Source organism: Rhodopseudomonas sp. RCAM05734 (assembly GCF_052658035.1).
In genome coordinates this window covers 786661-801482 of the sequence record NZ_CP199742.1, presented here as the reverse complement: position 1 = coordinate 801482, position 14822 = coordinate 786661, and the positions used below count along the sequence as shown (strand labels likewise).

14 protein-coding genes are annotated in these 14822 nt (G+C 64.6%); all 14 read right to left on the bottom strand.

The window, feature by feature from the left end; all coding sequences use genetic code 11:
* Window positions 1-2: 2 nt before the first annotated feature.
* Window positions 3-1064, bottom strand: coding sequence for a serine hydrolase domain-containing protein (locus ACUXVA_RS04000; RefSeq protein ID WP_445490938.1), 1062 nt, complete (start codon window positions 1062-1064; stop codon window positions 3-5).
* A complete protein-coding gene (locus ACUXVA_RS03995; RefSeq protein ID WP_265081481.1) occupies window positions 1048-1833 on the bottom strand; it encodes an ABC transporter ATP-binding protein in 786 nt (261 codons plus the stop codon). The genes ACUXVA_RS04000 and ACUXVA_RS03995 overlap by 17 nt, the downstream gene beginning before the upstream one ends.
* Window positions 1830-2693, bottom strand: a complete 864-nt coding sequence (locus tag ACUXVA_RS03990; RefSeq protein WP_265081482.1) for an ABC transporter ATP-binding protein — start codon at window positions 2691-2693, stop codon at window positions 1830-1832. Before ACUXVA_RS03990 ends, ACUXVA_RS03995 begins: the two co-directional genes overlap by 4 nt.
* On the bottom strand, window positions 2686-3603 hold the full coding sequence (locus ACUXVA_RS03985; RefSeq protein ID WP_445490935.1) for an ABC transporter permease: 918 nt from the start codon (window positions 3601-3603) through the stop codon (window positions 2686-2688). Before ACUXVA_RS03985 ends, ACUXVA_RS03990 begins: the two co-directional genes overlap by 8 nt.
* 6 nt (window positions 3604-3609) lie before the next feature.
* Window positions 3610-4683 (bottom strand): ABC transporter permease, encoded by a 1074-nt coding sequence (locus tag ACUXVA_RS03980; protein ID WP_445490933.1) that lies wholly within the window; start codon window positions 4681-4683, stop codon window positions 3610-3612.
* A gap of 10 nt (window positions 4684-4693) precedes the next feature.
* Window positions 4694-6331, bottom strand: coding sequence for an ABC transporter substrate-binding protein (locus ACUXVA_RS03975; protein ID WP_445490931.1), 1638 nt, complete (start codon window positions 6329-6331; stop codon window positions 4694-4696).
* Window positions 6332-6403: 72 nt separating this feature from the next.
* Window positions 6404-7831 (bottom strand): M20 family metallopeptidase, encoded by a 1428-nt coding sequence (locus ACUXVA_RS03970; protein WP_265081487.1) that lies wholly within the window; start codon window positions 7829-7831, stop codon window positions 6404-6406.
* Between the two features lie 680 nt (window positions 7832-8511).
* Window positions 8512-9423: a flagellin gene (locus ACUXVA_RS03965; protein WP_265081488.1), complete on the bottom strand. Its 912-nt coding sequence runs from the start codon at window positions 9421-9423 to the stop codon at window positions 8512-8514.
* A gap of 11 nt (window positions 9424-9434) precedes the next feature.
* A complete protein-coding gene (gene flgK, locus ACUXVA_RS03960) occupies window positions 9435-11204 on the bottom strand; it encodes a flagellar hook-associated protein FlgK (RefSeq protein ID WP_445490928.1) in 1770 nt (589 codons plus the stop codon).
* Window positions 11205-11227: 23 nt separating this feature from the next.
* Complete coding sequence (locus ACUXVA_RS03955; RefSeq protein WP_265081490.1) at window positions 11228-11683, bottom strand: flagellar protein FlgN; 456 nt, start codon at window positions 11681-11683, stop codon at window positions 11228-11230.
* A gap of 5 nt (window positions 11684-11688) precedes the next feature.
* Window positions 11689-11961 (bottom strand): hypothetical protein, encoded by a 273-nt coding sequence (locus ACUXVA_RS03950; RefSeq protein WP_265081491.1) that lies wholly within the window; start codon window positions 11959-11961, stop codon window positions 11689-11691.
* Between the two features lie 2 nt (window positions 11962-11963).
* The gene (flgE, locus tag ACUXVA_RS03945; protein WP_265081492.1) at window positions 11964-13229 is read right to left on the bottom strand and encodes a flagellar hook protein FlgE; all 1266 of its coding nucleotides are present in this window, start codon (window positions 13227-13229) and stop codon (window positions 11964-11966) included.
* Between the two features lie 19 nt (window positions 13230-13248).
* Window positions 13249-13914, bottom strand: a complete 666-nt coding sequence (locus ACUXVA_RS03940; RefSeq protein ID WP_265081493.1) for a flagellar hook assembly protein FlgD — start codon at window positions 13912-13914, stop codon at window positions 13249-13251.
* Window positions 13915-14338: 424 nt separating this feature from the next.
* Window positions 14339-14797 (bottom strand): hypothetical protein, encoded by a 459-nt coding sequence (locus ACUXVA_RS03935; RefSeq protein WP_445490925.1) that lies wholly within the window; start codon window positions 14795-14797, stop codon window positions 14339-14341.
* Window positions 14798-14822: the final 25 nt, after the last annotated feature.

The following is a 14822-nucleotide window of genomic DNA, read 5'->3' as shown; positions in this document are numbered from 1 at the left end:
CATCAGCGCGGCACGACCGCGCGGCGTGCATCGAGAATGAGGCGAAGCAGTTTGCCGAACTGAAAGAGGTCGACCGCGCGGCCGGGCACGGCGGTGTCGACGCGATGCACGATGACGAGATCGAGCGGTGGAATCATCACGAGGACATGGCCGCCCGCGGCCTGCGCCGAAAAGCTGCCTTCCGGCTGCACCACGCCGGGAAAGCCGGTGCCGGCGCGCGCCAGCCACCACATGTAGCCATAGGCGCCGCGGGCGCCGGCGTCGGAATAGGGCAGCAGCGAGGTCGCCACCCAGTCGGCGGGGATCACCTGCCGCGGTCCCCAGCGGCCGTCGCGCAGAAACATCAGGCCGAAGCGGGCGAGGTCGCGGCTCGACATGGCGAACGGATAGGCCGGGTGCCGCGAGCAGGCGTCGGGCACCAGCCAGCCGTCCTTGCGCACGTCGTCATGGCGGAAGTCCTCCATGCCGAGCGGTTGCGCGATCCGGTCGCGAAACGCCTCGTGGATATCGCGGCCGGTAAGCTGCGTGAAGATGGTGCCGAGCGCGTTGAAGTCCCAGTTGCTGTAGCACCACTCGGTGCCCGGCGCCTGCGAGTGACGCAGCGGTTTGATCGAACGCATCCACGGCGTCTCGTAGCCGGCGGGATGATAGATGCCGGAGCGGGCGGTCAGCAGATCGTAGACCGTTGCTTGCTTCTCAACGGCGGTCAGTCCCTCGACGTCGTCGATATCGAGCGCCGCCAGCGTCAGCGACAGGTCGATGGTGCCGTCCTCGACGTAAGGTCCCATCAGCGCCGACAGGAAGCTCTTGCGCATCGAGTGGCAGTTGTAGCGCCGTGTGATGTCGCCCCAGCTCGCCACTTCGCGGCCGTTTTGCACGATCATCACCGCGTCGGTGGCAATGGTGCCGGCATACTGAAACGCATCACTCAACCGCTCGAGCGACCAGCCGGCGGCGGCGAGATCGTCGATCATCGTCCAGCCCGGCGACGGCCAGCTCTCGCGGGACTCGTCGACGGGGAAATGGGTGACCGCGGAGGAGCCCTCGTCAGGACGCGGTGACATAGCCGGAACTCGCTTCGAGGAATGTTCTTGTGTAGGGCTCGCGGGCCCGGCCGGCGCGCACGTCGGCCGCAGTCATCTCCTCAATGATGCGCCCCTCGGCCATCACAGCGATGCGGTCGCACAGATGGGTAATCACCGCGATGTCGTGGCTGACCATGAAATAGGTGACGCCGGTTTCCCGGCGCAGCGTCTTCAGCAGGTTGAGAATCTCGGCCTGCACGGAGACGTCGAGCGCCGAGGTCGGCTCGTCCAGCAGCAGCACTTCCGGCTCGATCACCAGCGCCCGAGCGATGGCCACGCGCTGGCGCTGGCCGCCGGACAGTTCGTGCGGATAACGAAACCGGAAGGACGGGCCGAGGCCGACCGCCTCCAGCACCGCGTCGATGCGCTTGCGCGGATTGTCGAACTTATGGATTGCCAGTGGTTCGGCCAGCACGCTTTCCACCATTTTGCGCGGATGCAGAGATCCGTAGGGATCCTGGAACACCATCTGCACCCGACGGGAAAAGTCCTTGTCGCGTTTGCGCGGCAACTCCTTGTTGCCGAACAGCAGCGCGCCGTCGTAGCTGTCGACCAATCCGGCGATGGTGCGCAGGATCGTCGACTTGCCGCAGCCGGATTCGCCGATCAACCCGTAGGCCTCGCCACGCGCAAGGACGAACGAGACGTCGTCGACGGCGACGGTGGATGTGAGGCCGGCGCCGAAGCTGACATGCAGGCCGACCGCTTCGAGAATGCGATCCCTGGCAGGTGTCTGTGAGGGCATCATGCGGATGCTCTCCGGATCGTGGGACCGGTGAGCCACGCGGGATCGCGCTTCGGCACCGTAAGCATGTCCACAGGCCGGTCGAGGCGCGGCAGGCTGTCGAGCAGCGCGCGCGTATAGGGATGCTCGGCGTGCTTCAGGTCGCGCGCCGGAATGTCTTCGACGATGCGTCCGGCATACATGACGAGAACGCGGTCGCAGAAATCTGCGACCATGTTCAGGTCGTGGCTGATGAACATCAATCCGGCGCCGCGCCGGGTGACGAGTTCGTCGAGAATGGTCAACACTTGACGCCGCACGGTGACGTCGAGCGCCGAGGTCGGCTCGTCGGCGATGATCAGGTCGGGTTCGAGGATCAGCATCATCGCGATCATGATGCGCTGGCCCATGCCGCCCGAGACCTCGTGCGGCAGCAGTTCGAAGACGCGCGTGGGATTGCGGATGTTGACCGCCTCCAGCATGGCCATCGCCTTGTCGCGCGCCTCGGCCTTGTTGGACGACGTATGCACGCGATAGGCCTCGACGATCTGGTGGCCGACACGCATCAAGGGGTTCAGCGAAAACTTCGGATCCTGCAGGATCATCGAGATGCGCCTGCCGCGGATCTTGCGCATCTCCGGCTCGCTGGCGGCGAGCAGGTCGATGCCGTCGAAGCTGAGCGCGTTCGCGGTGATCTGGGCGCCCTTCGGCGCCAGCCGCAACAGCGCGCGACCGGTCTGCGATTTGCCCGATCCGGATTCGCCGACGATGCCGACCTTTTCGCGGCCGATGGTGAACGACACGCCGCGCACCGCATGCGTCACGCTGCGGCCGCCGTGAAAGGAGATGTTGAGGTCGTCGACGCTGAGCAGCGGTTCAACCATGACGACGATCCATCATGTCACGCAACCCGTCGCCGATCAGGTTGAAGGCGAGGCTGACCAGCAGGATCGCGGTGCCGGGGATGGCGGCGATGGTTCCGTTGGTGAAGATGAACTCGCGCGCCGCCGACAGCATGGTGCCCCACTCGGGGCTTGGTGGCTGGGCACCGAGGCCGAGAAAGCCGAGACCGGCGGCGGTCAGGATGATCGCAGCCATGTTCAACGTGACGCGCACGATGACCGAGGGAATGCACATCGGCATGATGTGGTTGAAGATGATGCGAAAACTCGATGCCTTCTGCAGCCGCACCGCGGCGATATAGTCCGACTTGCGGATCGACAGCGTTTCGGCGCGGGCCAGCCGGGCAATCGGCGGCCAGGCCGCGAGCGAAATGGCGATAATGGCGTTCTCGATGCCCGGGCCGAGGGCTGCAACAAACGCCAGCGCCAGAATGAGGCTCGGAAACGCCAGGAACACATCGACGATGCGCATCAGCACCGCATCGACCCAGCCACCGATATAGCCGGCCGTGGTGCCGACGATCAGGCCGATCGGCGCCGCGATCACCGCGGTGAGTCCCGCGATATAAAGCGTAATGCGTGCGCCAAAGACCAGCCGGCTGTAGACGTCGCGACCGAGTTCGTCGGTGCCGAGCCAGTGCACGGACGACGGCTTCTGCAGTCGGATCGACAGGTCCTGCGCAAAGATATCGTGCGTGGCGACCAGCGGCGCAAAGATGGCGAGCAGCGTCACGAGGACGATGACCGTGCCACCGAACATGACCGATGGATTCGAGCGAAGCGACCGCCATGACAGCCAAAGCTGCTGTGCGCGTGCTTGCCACGACGATGTCGGGATCGGTTCCCTGAGCCAGGCCGATAGCGAGACGGTACGGGTGACATTGTCTGCCATGGTCCCTCAGCGGGTTCGGGGGTCAAAGACCCGGTACAGCAGGTCACAGACGATGTTGATGCCGATGAAGATCACGCCGATCAGGATGGTGCAGCCGACCACGGCGTTCATGTCGCCGGCGAGCAGCGCGTTGGTCAGGTAGCGGCCGAAGCCGGGCCACGCGAACACCGTCTCCGTCAGTACCGCGCCTTCCAGCAGGAAGGCATAGGACAGCGCCACGACGGTTACGACCTGCACGGCGACGTTGCGGAAGGCGTGGACCCAGACCGTGCGCGCCCATGACAGTCCCTTGACCCGAGCGGTCACCACATATTCCTGCCCGAGCTGCTCGATCATGAAGCTGCGGGTCATGCGGCTGATATAGGTCAGCGCCGTGAAGCCGAGGATCGAGGCCGGCAGCACGATGTGGCCGAACACGTCCTTGAACAGCGCCCAGTCCCCGGTCAGCGCGGCGTCGATCAGGTAGAAGCCGGTGCGCGGCTCGAGGTCGAGTTCGTACATGGTATCGATGCGGCCTGGGCCGCCGATCCAGCCGAGCGTGGCGTAGAACAGCGACAGGCCCATCAGGCCGAGCCAGAAATGCGGCGTCGAATAGCCGAGCAGGCCGACGAAGCGCACGATGTGATCGAGCGGCGAGCCGCGATACATCGCCGACAGCACGCCGGCGGGAATGCCGATGCCGGTGCCGATGACGATGGCGACGCTGGCCAGTTCGAGGGTGGCGGGAAACACCCGGACGATGTCGGTGACGACAGGCCGGCCGGTGGTCAGCGCGTTGCCGAAGTCGAACTGCAGGATATGGCCGAGGTAGACGGTGAACTGTTTCCACAGCGGCTGGTCGAGGCCGAGCTGCTTGTGCATGGCCACATAGGCATCGTGGGTGGCGTTGGGGCCGAGCACGGCGATCACCGGGTCGAGCGGCAGTAGGTGGCCGATGAAGAAGGTCAGCGCCGCCAGTCCCAGCAGCGTCGCCGCCACCGAGACCGCGCGATTGCCGAACGACCGGGCCAGCGCCGCCAGCTTGCGCTGGCGATCCGAGGTCCGGGATTGGCGCGACGCTATGCTGGCCGCATCGGTCATGATGCCGCTGCTACTTGGAGACGGGAGCGTAGTAGGTGCGGAAGCCGTTCCAGGTCCAGTTCTTGACGTCGCTACGCACCGCCGCGATGTTGTACATCTGGAACATGATGGCGAACGGCCCCTTCTCCATGACTTCTTTCTGCAGGTCGGCATAGAGCGCATTGCGCTTGGCCGGATCTGCCTCGAGCAGGGCGGCATCGACCTTCGCGTTCAGCTCCTGGGACTGGAAGCCGGTGCGCCAGACTGGAATCTGGGTCAGCTTGGCTTCCGCCCGGTTGTCAGGATTGTAGACCAGCCGCGACGCATTGCCGTGCGCATCCGGCACGCTGGTCTGCCACGCCTGCATGGCGCTCTGGTAATCGCGGCCGCGCACCTTGGCGAACAGCTGGGCGTTGGACATGCGCTCCAGCGTCAGCTTGACGCCGACCCGCGCGGCATTCTGCTGGACGCTCTGCGCCAGCGGCGCCGAATGCTGCAGGGTACCGAAGATCAGCTTGGCGCTGAAGCCATCGGCGTAGCCCGCCTCGGTCAGCAGCGCCTTGGCCTTGTCGAGGTCGAGCTTGAACGGCTGGCCGTCCTTTTCGTCGAGGGCGCCGACCGCGCCGATCTGGGCGAAACTGGCGCGCGGCACGCCGAGATTGGTCATCACCGTCTTGGCGAGGCCGTCGTAATCGATCAGGTAGCGCATCGCCAGCCGCACCTTCTCGTTGCCGAACGGGCCCTCGGAGGTGTTGAAGGTCCAGAAGAACACCTGCGGCTTCAGCACTTTCGCGATGACCACGTCTTTCGAGGTCTCGAAGTCCTTGAGATCCTCCGGCGTCAGGTCGCGCGCGACGTCGACGTCGCCTTGGCTGAGCATCAGCCGTTGCGTGCCGGCCTCGGCCACATGCTTGATCAGCACACGCTTGATGGCCGGCTTGACGCCCCAGTAGTTGTCGTTGGCCTGCAGCAGCACGGACTCGCTGGCATTCCACTGCGCCAGGCGGTACGGCCCGATGCATTCGGTGTGGGTGGCGAGGTACTTGTTGCCCATGTCGCCATTGAGCTGGTTGGCCAGCAGCACCTTCATGTCCATGACCGCGGAGACGCGGTTGGCGGCGATCGCCTGCAGCACCAAAGTGCTCGGATAGGTCTTGTCGAAGTTCAGCACCACGGTGGCATCGTCCGGCGCGGTGATGCGCTGGTCGACATTGTCCTTGGTGAAGCCGTATTCGGTCAGGGTGGTGGCGTTGCCGGAGCCGAGCTTGACCACGCGCTGCATGCTCTGCGCAACATCCTGGGCGGTGGCGACATTGCCCGAGGGGAATTTGGCGCCCTTGCGGATCTTGAAAGTGATGGTCTGGCGGTCAGGCGACACCGTCCAGCTCTCGGCAAACAGCGGGATGATCTTGCGCTCGTCGGCCGGGTCGAAATCGACCAGGCTGTCGCAGGTGTTCTGCAGGATTTCGTTGGTGACCACTTCGCCGACCTGGGCCGGATCGAAGGTCGAGATCGCGTCGATGTTCCAGGCCATCACCAGCGCGGTCTTCGGCGTCGCGGCGTGCATGGCGGTCGAGCCGAGCATCAGACAGGTGAACAGCCCGAGGCTGGCCAGCGGGCGATGCCATGGACGCGCTGCGAACAGGACGGAGGGACGATGGTCAGACATGGTCGCGATCCTCTATATGGATATGGGTTCGTGGGCAGCGAACGAAGTGTCCGCTGCCCTGAAAGGCGATGGTCAGAGGCCGGCGGGCCGCGGCTGCAGCGGCGGGTTGACCTCCGGCGGGATCGGGCAGACGTAAGGCACCTTGGACGTCCGTTCGCGGATATCGGCCTGGGCGCGGTCGATCAGCGTCGGGTCGGTCAGCGCTTCGATACCGGTCGCCGCCATGATCTTCGCTGCATGAACCATGCCTTTATGCGCCGCCGGCGACTTGCCCTGCGCGACGATCTGCCAGGAATGGCCGGGTGTGCCGATCGCGTGGGTGGCGACGCGGGCTTCCACCGTGGGTACCACCCAGCTCACATCGGCGACGTCGGTTGAGCCGATCATCGGCTCGCCGCGGGAGTCGAACGGCACGACGAAATCGCACAGCGGCGTATCCTTGCGGACAGGCACGCCGACGCGCAGGTAGTCGCTCTCGATGTCCTCGTCGGACAGCGTCTTCTGGATCTCGGCGGCAAACGCTCTGTCGGCAGCGTCGAACGGCACCGGCCCGAGTCGTTCCATCGCGTCGTGCATGGCCAGTTCGAGCGGCGTGTTGCCGAGCTTGTTGGAGACCGCGCTGATGACGGTCATCTTCATTGTGGTCCCGGTCATCAGCGCGGCGCCTTCGGCGACCTTGATCACCCGTTCGTTGAGCGCGAACATGCCGGGCAGATCGCGCGAGCGCACGGCGTAGCGCACCTTGGCGGAGGCCTGCACCACGTTGGGCGCGATGCCGCCGGAATCCAGCATCGCATAATGGATGCGGGCATCCGCGGGCATGTGCTCACGCATGTAATTGGTGCCGACATTCATCAGTTCGACCGCGTCGAGGGCGGAGCGGCCGAGATGAGGTGCTGCCGCGGCGTGGCTGGCGCGGCCAGTGAACTGGAAGTCCATGCGGGTGTTGGCCAGCGACAACGCTTCATCGACCCGTGAAATGGAGGCCGGGTGCCACGTGATCGCGATATCGACGCCGTCGAATTCGCCGGCCCGCACCATGAATGATTTTGCCGCGCCGCCTTCTTCTGCGGGACAGCCGTAATAGCGCACGCGGCCTTTGGTGCCCGTGGCGGCGAGCCAGTCCTTGATCGCGGTGGCCGCAAGCATCGCCGCAGAGCCAAGGAGATTGTGACCGCAGCCATGGCCGTGACCGCCGGGCACCACCTCCTTGTGCTCGGCAATGCCGGCGACCTGGCTGAGGCCGGGCAGGGCGTCGTATTCGCCGAGGATGGCGATGACCGGTCCGCCTTCGCCCCACTCGCCCAAGACGGCGGTGGGGATGCCCGCGAGATTTTCCTTTACCCGAAAACCGAGACCTTTCAGCATCTCGGCGTGCTCGGACACCGAACGATATTCGGTGTAGGCGATCTCCGGCATACCCCAGATGCGGTCCGCAAGCGCCTCGAATTCTGGCCGGTGGTTGTCGACAAGCTGCCAGATCTGATCGGAATTCTGCATGGGTTCTCGTTCTCTTTGGTGGGGTGGCTGCGGAGCAGGCAGCGCGCTGGATCAGACAGCAAAGTCGCTGCCGACGGCCGTCGCGCCATGTCCGGTGAAGAATAAGCAGCGTTGACCCGGAGGGACCAGCGCATTGTCGGTTCGATTCTATGCGAGGTCGGAATAGTTTGCAGCGGCTGCGCGGTTACGGGATTGAGCCAACGAGATGTCGCATTGCGTATGCATCGCCCATTGTGGTCGCCGGGGATCCCGAAGATTGCACAACAGCCAATGCGGATAGTCGCAAGGTCTAATGTGCCGCTCTTCGCATTTTGGTTGGGGCTTCGATCGCTTGGCGTTGTCCCGTCTGGCCGCCTGGACCTTTTCTACGATAGGGCGAACGTGCATGCGGCCGCTCCTGACGCAAAGCGGTCAATGTGGCTTGAAGACATTCGTCTGTCAGCCTAGTCACACCGCCCCCGCCGATCTCGATGAATTCTTCCACGATCTTCTACGATCTGCCGTAGAGGTGACCAGCGACTGCAAGTCGCTGCGCACCCAGCCTGATGTCATTCGGTGTATAAGCGCCGGGCTCGTTACGCCGCATGCGTTGCCGATCAAGCCGCAATTAAGAAAGCAAAACCATCGACGCTTTGCGCTGTGATACCGAAGATGGCGATCCACCCTTGAGGCGGTGTGGCTTAATGCAGGTAGCTCGCCAGGTTCAGGCTCTGCACCTTGGAAATCGCCCCATAGGACGCCGTCAATTGCGCCTGGTAGGTCGATAGGGATGCTGTCACCGCCGCGACGTCGACGTCTGTGAGGCTGCTGCCCAGGGTCTTGGCGTAGGACTGGAACTCTGTCTGCGCATCGCTGGCCTTCTCGATCGACGACGCGGCGTTCGATATTTTAGTTTGCACCACCCCCAACGCGCTGATCGAACTGGTGGACAGGTTCAGCGCCTCGTTCAGCGTCGCCGTGTTCAGCGGCGAATTGTTCGCCACCAGGTTCATCGCCCGCATGATCTGTTCGAAAGCGGTGTTGTCGGCCGTCACCCCGTAGGACACGACCTGGCTGTCGGAGACCCGCACTGCCGCGACCGCGCTGTCGCCCTGATAGTAGCTGGTGTCTGTCGTCGATGGCGAAGTGGCCGCCGGATAGGTGGTGCTGGCGATGTCGACCGGTGCTTGTTCGGTGCGCGAGCCGCCGAACAGATAGCTGCCGCTATATTGGGTGTTGAGCAGCGAAGTCATCGCCGAAAGCATGTCCTGCGCCGACTGGGTCACGCTGGCGGCATCGGTGCTGGCCGCATTGGTCGCGGCGGTAAGCAGGGTGCGGAACTGGGTCGTCAGGTCGGCAATCGAGTTGACCGCCGAATACATCACCTGGACCTTGCTGTCAGTCTGGGTGGCGGCATCGATATAGGATTGCGAACGTGTGACCGAGACCTGCAGGTTGAGCACCTGCTGGGTCTTGGCGCCCAGCCCGCCGAAGTCGGACGACACGACACCGGAGGCTTCCTGCATCTGCTGATCGGCCATGGTGCTCTGGGTCTTCAGGGCGGCAGCGATCATCTGCTGGCTGATGGCGAAGGTGGCGACGCGCATGGCCATGGTGAAGGTTCCTAGGTGCTCTGGATGGCGGTCATCAGCGCCGTAAACATCGCGTTGATCGACTGGATCAGTTGCGATGCGGCGGAATACTGGTTCTGCAGCGTGCTGATGGCCGCTGTCTCCTCGTCGAGATTGACTCCGGATTGCGACGACATCGCGCTGCTGAACGTCGACAGGGTGGTTTGCTTGGCGGTCTCGGTGGTGGTGGCCGCCGCGGCCTTGCTGGCGACGTTGGAAACGATGTTGGCGGCGTAATCGGCGAAGGATCCGGTGCTGGCGCCGAGACCGCCGGTGGCGCTGAAGCTGGTCTTGTCAGTGAGCGCCGCGTACAGCGCGTTGACGACGGTGGTCGAGCCGGCGCTGAGCACCTGCTTTCCAGCGGTCAACGTCGCCGAGGAGTCCAATGTGGCGACCTGCAGCAGCCCTGAATTGTTCAGGATGTCGCTGCGCACCGCGATATTCGATGCGCCGGTCCCGGTGACCAGATCGTTGAGGCCGAGATAGTCCGACAGCCCCACGGCTGGGCTTCCGACCGCGCTGGTCATCTCGTTGATCGAGACGCCGTTGCTGCTGCTGGTCGTGGCCACGACCAGATGGCCGCTCGAATCGATCGATGCGCTCAGTCCGGAGATGCCGTTGATGGCTGTGACGAGGTCGCCGACCGTCGAGATGGTCGACAGGGCGATGTCGCCATAGGAGACAAGTTTGCCGGTCGAGTCGGCGGCCGCGATCCGCACCGTGCCGGTGGCGGACAGCGCGGTGCTGGAGGTGACCGCCGTGGTGCCGGTCAGCGTCGCGGGCGGCGGCACCGAGGTGCCGGAATTGGACACTGCGTTCAGGCCTGCGGTCAGCGTGTTGGCCAGCTGGTCCAGCCGCGCCTGTGCCGCCGGCAGGGTGGAGTCGCGCAGGGTGATCAGTGCGCCGATGTCGCCCGAGGTGATCGACGAGGTGACGTCGACGCCGTTGACGCTGATGCCGCTCAGCCCCGAGGTTGCGCCTGCCGTGTAGGTCGAGGCCGCGGTCACCGAGGATGCCGCCGTGAAGCTCAGCGTGTGCGCGGTGCTGTCGACCAGCGCCTGACCGGAACTGGTGAACACCTGCATGTCGCCCGAAGACGAAATGTAGTAGTTCACGTTCATCTTGGAGGCGACGTTCTGCAGCGCGGTGTTGCGCTGGTCCTCCAGGTCGCCGGTAGACTGTCCGGTCGCTGCAGCCTGCTTGATCTGGATGTTGAGGCTGGCGATGGCCTTCAGCTGGGTGTTGACGTCGCTGACATCCGTCGAAATTTCGGTGTCCGCATTGCTGCGCAGGGTCTGGATGCCGCTCGACGTGTCGCGCAGTTGCGATGCCACATCGTCGAGCGCGCTGACCGTGTTGGCCTGCAGCGCCGCACTGCTGGTGGTGGCGGACAGCGAAGAGATCGCCGTCTCCAGCGCCGCCAGCGTATTGGCGAGTGAGGTCCCGGTGCTGTCCTTCCCGGTGTTGGTGCTGCCGTACAGTGCCTGCAGCCGGTCGAGGTAGTCGCTGTTGGTGCTGGCGCTGCCCAGCTCGGAGGTCGCGGATACCAGCGATTTCATCAGCAGCTTGTCGACATTGCTGGTGATCGCGGTGATGGTGGTGCCGGTTCCGACGCCGCCGCTCACCAGTGCCGCCTGGGTGGCGGACTTGACGGTGTAACCCGTGGTGTCCGCATTGGCGATATTGGCGGACGCGACGCTGATCTGGACCTGCGTCGCCATCAGGCTGCTGACGGCAATACTGCGCGCGACGTCGAGTGACACGGTGGCCTCGATGCAGTTGGGGGTTAGGCGCTCAACCCGCGCGCATAGGAGGCGGCGCTGCCGTTGATCCGGCCGCTGGCGCCGTATGGCGAGTTGTCGGAAATCTGCGCGCGGATCGCGTTCATCACCGCGTCGATGCGGCGCTGGCTGGCCTCGATGGCGGCGCGCAGGCGGGTCATGTTCTCATCCGTCGAGACGCGCAACCGGTCGATGCGTCCCAGCACCTTCTGCTGCAGCGGCCGGTTCGGCGTGTGCAGCAGGTTCTTCATGGACACCTCCTTGACCCACATTTCGAACAGGTCGGCCAGTTCGAGCTTGCGCGCCGTGTGCTGCGATTGCGAGGCGGGCAGGCCCATGGCCAGCGCGATGTTCTCCTCGGTCACCACATCGATCAGGGCGTCGATCAGCTCGATCAGGTCCTCGATGCGCCTGCCGTCGGTGGTGGCGACCGCGTGGCGCGGAGAGTTGTTGTTGATCATGGTAGTCACTCCGTTGGTTGTTTGTGAGGCGCAAGCGGCAGGCCGCGCGCGAGGGATCCGGTGCGGGCATAGGCGTTGATCGCCACGGTGCGGGCGCCCGCATCTTTCATCTGCTGCGCCAGTAAGGCGCAACGTTGAGCCAGTTCGGCGCGCACCGCACGGATGTCGTTCTCCAGCGCCAGCAGGTTGCGCCGGTCGCGCTTCTGGACGGTCCTGGCGGTCGCGACCAGGCGGCGCAGCCGGCCGAACAGCACGTCGTCGTTTCCGCCGTCGCTCATGGTTACCTCATGCTCGAGATCAGCGTGTCGAACATCTTGTTCACCGCCGTGATCACCTGAGATGCCGCCGAATAGGCCTGCTGCGCCGAGATCATGCTGCTGAATTCGGTGTTGGTATCGGTTGTGCTGGATTCCAGCTCGCTGCCATAGATCTTGCCGGCAGCGCCGGTGCCGGAGGCCTGCAGCGTGGCATTGCCAGACGCCGCATTCGCCTTGTACAGCCCGTTGCTGTCGGCGGTCAGCTGATCCTGCGCCGTAAAGGTGGCTACCGGCACCTTGTAGATCGTGATGGTCTTGCCGTTGGAGTAGGTGGCATTGACGTTGCCGTTGTCGCCGACCGCGACGCTGCTCAGCTTGCCGTAGGCGAGGCCGTCGGATTCGCTGGTCAGACTTGCCGTGGGGGTGGTTTCGCCGGAAGTGTACTGGGTCAGCCCGTTGGTGCCGCCGACAGTGCCGAGATTCAGCGTGATCGTGCTGTCCGCCGCGCCGTCGGTCCAGCCGGTCACGTTCACCACAGGCGGACTGGGCGTCGTGCTCGCCAACGAGCCGTCGGTGTTGAAGGTGACGGTGACCGTTCCGCTGGTTGTTCCGGTGCCGGTGGTGGAGTCCGACGACGAGGTCGGGTTGGCGAAGCTGCCGCTCCAGGTGTTGGTGCCGGTCTTGGTCCAGGTTGCCTGGATCGACTGCGCGGTGCCGAGCGAGTCGTACACGGAAATCGAATTGGTGAAGGTCGCGTTGGTGGCCGCATCCGCCGGCAGGTTGCCTTTCACGGCGGTTGCGGCGGTGGCGCTGCCGCTGGTCGCTGCGATGCTGGTATCGATCGGCACAAGGTTGTCGCTGCTGGCATTGCCGACGACCTTGCCGTCGGCGTCGGTGCGCCAGCCCATCAGATAGGCGCCGCTGGCGTTGGTCAGATAGCCGCTGCTGTCGACCGAGAACGCGCCGTTCCGCGTATATTCCGTGGAGCCGCCGGTCAGCGAGGTGGTGACCGCGAAGAAGCCGTTGCCCTGGATGCCCATGTCGGTGGCAGAGGTGGTGGTGGTCAGCAGGCCTTGCGTCGAGATGTTCGACGACGACAGCGTGTTGACGCCGCCGGACGCGTAGCTCTTGCTGCCCGACGAACTGGAGACCAGCGACTCGAACGACGCTGATGTTGTCTTGTAACCGACGGTGGAGGAGTTGGCGATGTTGTCGGAGATCATGGCGATCGCCGAACTCTGCGCACTCAATGCGGAGATCGCTGAAGATAGTGCCCCTGAGAGACTCATGACTTTACTCCAAATCGGTTCAGGATGTGACGCCGATGACGCTGCTGGTGGCGAGGGAGGTTTTTCCGACCAGCAGCATCGCGGTGCCGCTCGAACTATCGACGCCGGTTACCTTGCCGGTGACTGTGGTGTAGCCAGAGACCGCGGCGCCGCTGGAATCGGTGGCGCTCACCGTCAGCGTGTACTGGCCGCCATCCGCGAGTTGCATTCCGTCGGTCTTGGTGCCGTCCCACGTGAAGCTGTTGCTGCCGGCGGTGGTGGTGCCGCTGCCGGTCCACACCGCGTTGCCGGAGGAATCGTTGACCGTGAGGGTGACGGCGGAGGCGGCGGAATCCAGCGAGTAGCCGTAGGCGATCGAGCTGTTCTCGAGCGTTGCCGTCGCGGCTTTCGCGGTCACCGTCTGGCCGATGTAGTTCGACGAGTTCAGCGTCAGCAGGCTGTTGAACGAGGTCAGCAGCGAGCTGAGATTGCTGTTGAGCGTCTTCTGCTGATCGAAGCTGGCGTAGGACGTCAGCTGGGTGGTGAAATCGGTGGTGCTGGTGGGATCCAGCGGGTTCTGGTTCTGCAGCTCGGAGACCAGCAGGTTGAGGAAATCGCCTGAACTCAACGTCGAACTCGCGGCGGCCGCGGTTGTTGTCGTGGTTGCCGTCGATGTCGCGGTGGCTGCGGTGGTGGTGATGCTCATGGCGCGCTCCGGCGGTTTCCGAAACGCGTTGCGCTTCGAAAGTGCTGCGGTGAATTGGGGGGTCTTGAATTCCGCTCTTTAGTGAAACGGAGGCTCCAGGCGATTCAGGCGCAAATTTTTGTCGCCTGAAATGCGCGCCGCGCGGCGCCATGGAAAATTGCAGTTATCGCTGTGCTGCAGGGCTAATCGCGATGTTTTCGATATGAGGCAGGAGGCTCCGCCAGGCAAAAATTGCCGCTGCGGGGCGTCGGCTAGCGGCGGGTTCGCCGGCCTCGCCGTGCGTTGCTCACGCGGTCGAAAAGGGCCGTGCGCGCCCTCTCCTCCCGCGCGAAGCGAAGCTTCGCTGGAGGGGAGAGCTGGATGACCGTTGCCGTCTCGATTGGGTTCAGATCATCAGACCGTGGCGTGCGGCGATCCCGGCCAATTACGCCTGCGTTGCCGGAACGACATGGCGCGCGCCGGCTTCGGGGCCCGGCAGATCGCCGGTGAAAACGCCGCCAAGCAGGCACAGGGCGAGGACGAGCGCCGAACCTTTGGGAGCGGTGGGCGGCGCATCGTCGGTCTCGGACGCGGCATCCTTGCTGCCGTCGGTGTCGGACTGCCGGGCTTTCTGCACGATACGGTCGAGCAGTCCGGCCGGGGCACGGACCGGGGCGGATTGCAGCGCCGCGCGCAGCCGCCGGGCTTCCGCCAAAGCGGTGCGCGCTTTCTCCGATGAGCGAAGCAGAATGGCTGCGGCGTCCTGCTGCGGCGCCGGCCATTGGGCCAGGTCGTCGCCGAGGCGGCCGAGCAGATCCTCAAACTCTGCGTCATCCATCATGGGAACGTTATCCGAAAGCCTCGTGCCCGGAATGAAATGCGGATCCAGGGCAGCCCGCGTCATGGCGGGGCCGCTACGGTCCTAGGGC

Excerpts from the sequence above, each read along its gene's own strand:
- flgE (WP_265081492.1), bottom strand. The coding sequence starts at position 13,229 with ATGAGTCTCTCAGGGGCACTATCTTCAGCGATCTCCGCATTGAGTGCG.
- ACUXVA_RS03995 (WP_265081481.1), bottom strand. The coding sequence starts at position 1,833 with ATGATGCCCTCACAGACACCTGCCAGGGATCGCATTCTCGAAGCGGTC.
- ACUXVA_RS03965 (WP_265081488.1), bottom strand. The coding sequence starts at position 9,423 with ATGGCCATGCGCGTCGCCACCTTCGCCATCAGCCAGCAGATGATCGCT.
- ACUXVA_RS04000 (WP_445490938.1), bottom strand. The coding sequence starts at position 1,064 with ATGTCACCGCGTCCTGACGAGGGCTCCTCCGCGGTCACCCATTTCCCC.
- ACUXVA_RS03985 (WP_445490935.1), bottom strand. The coding sequence starts at position 3,603 with ATGGCAGACAATGTCACCCGTACCGTCTCGCTATCGGCCTGGCTCAGG.
- ACUXVA_RS03980 (WP_445490933.1), bottom strand. The coding sequence starts at position 4,683 with ATGACCGATGCGGCCAGCATAGCGTCGCGCCAATCCCGGACCTCGGAT.
- ACUXVA_RS03950 (WP_265081491.1), bottom strand. The coding sequence starts at position 11,961 with ATGAGCGACGGCGGAAACGACGACGTGCTGTTCGGCCGGCTGCGCCGC.
- ACUXVA_RS03935 (WP_445490925.1), bottom strand. The coding sequence starts at position 14,797 with ATGACGCGGGCTGCCCTGGATCCGCATTTCATTCCGGGCACGAGGCTT.
- ACUXVA_RS03975 (WP_445490931.1), bottom strand. The coding sequence starts at position 6,331 with ATGTCTGACCATCGTCCCTCCGTCCTGTTCGCAGCGCGTCCATGGCAT.
- ACUXVA_RS03940 (WP_265081493.1), bottom strand. The coding sequence starts at position 13,914 with ATGAGCATCACCACCACCGCAGCCACCGCGACATCGACGGCAACCACG.
- ACUXVA_RS03990 (WP_265081482.1), bottom strand. The coding sequence starts at position 2,693 with ATGGTTGAACCGCTGCTCAGCGTCGACGACCTCAACATCTCCTTTCAC.
- ACUXVA_RS03970 (WP_265081487.1), bottom strand. The coding sequence starts at position 7,831 with ATGCAGAATTCCGATCAGATCTGGCAGCTTGTCGACAACCACCGGCCA.
- ACUXVA_RS03955 (WP_265081490.1), bottom strand. The coding sequence starts at position 11,683 with ATGATCAACAACAACTCTCCGCGCCACGCGGTCGCCACCACCGACGGC.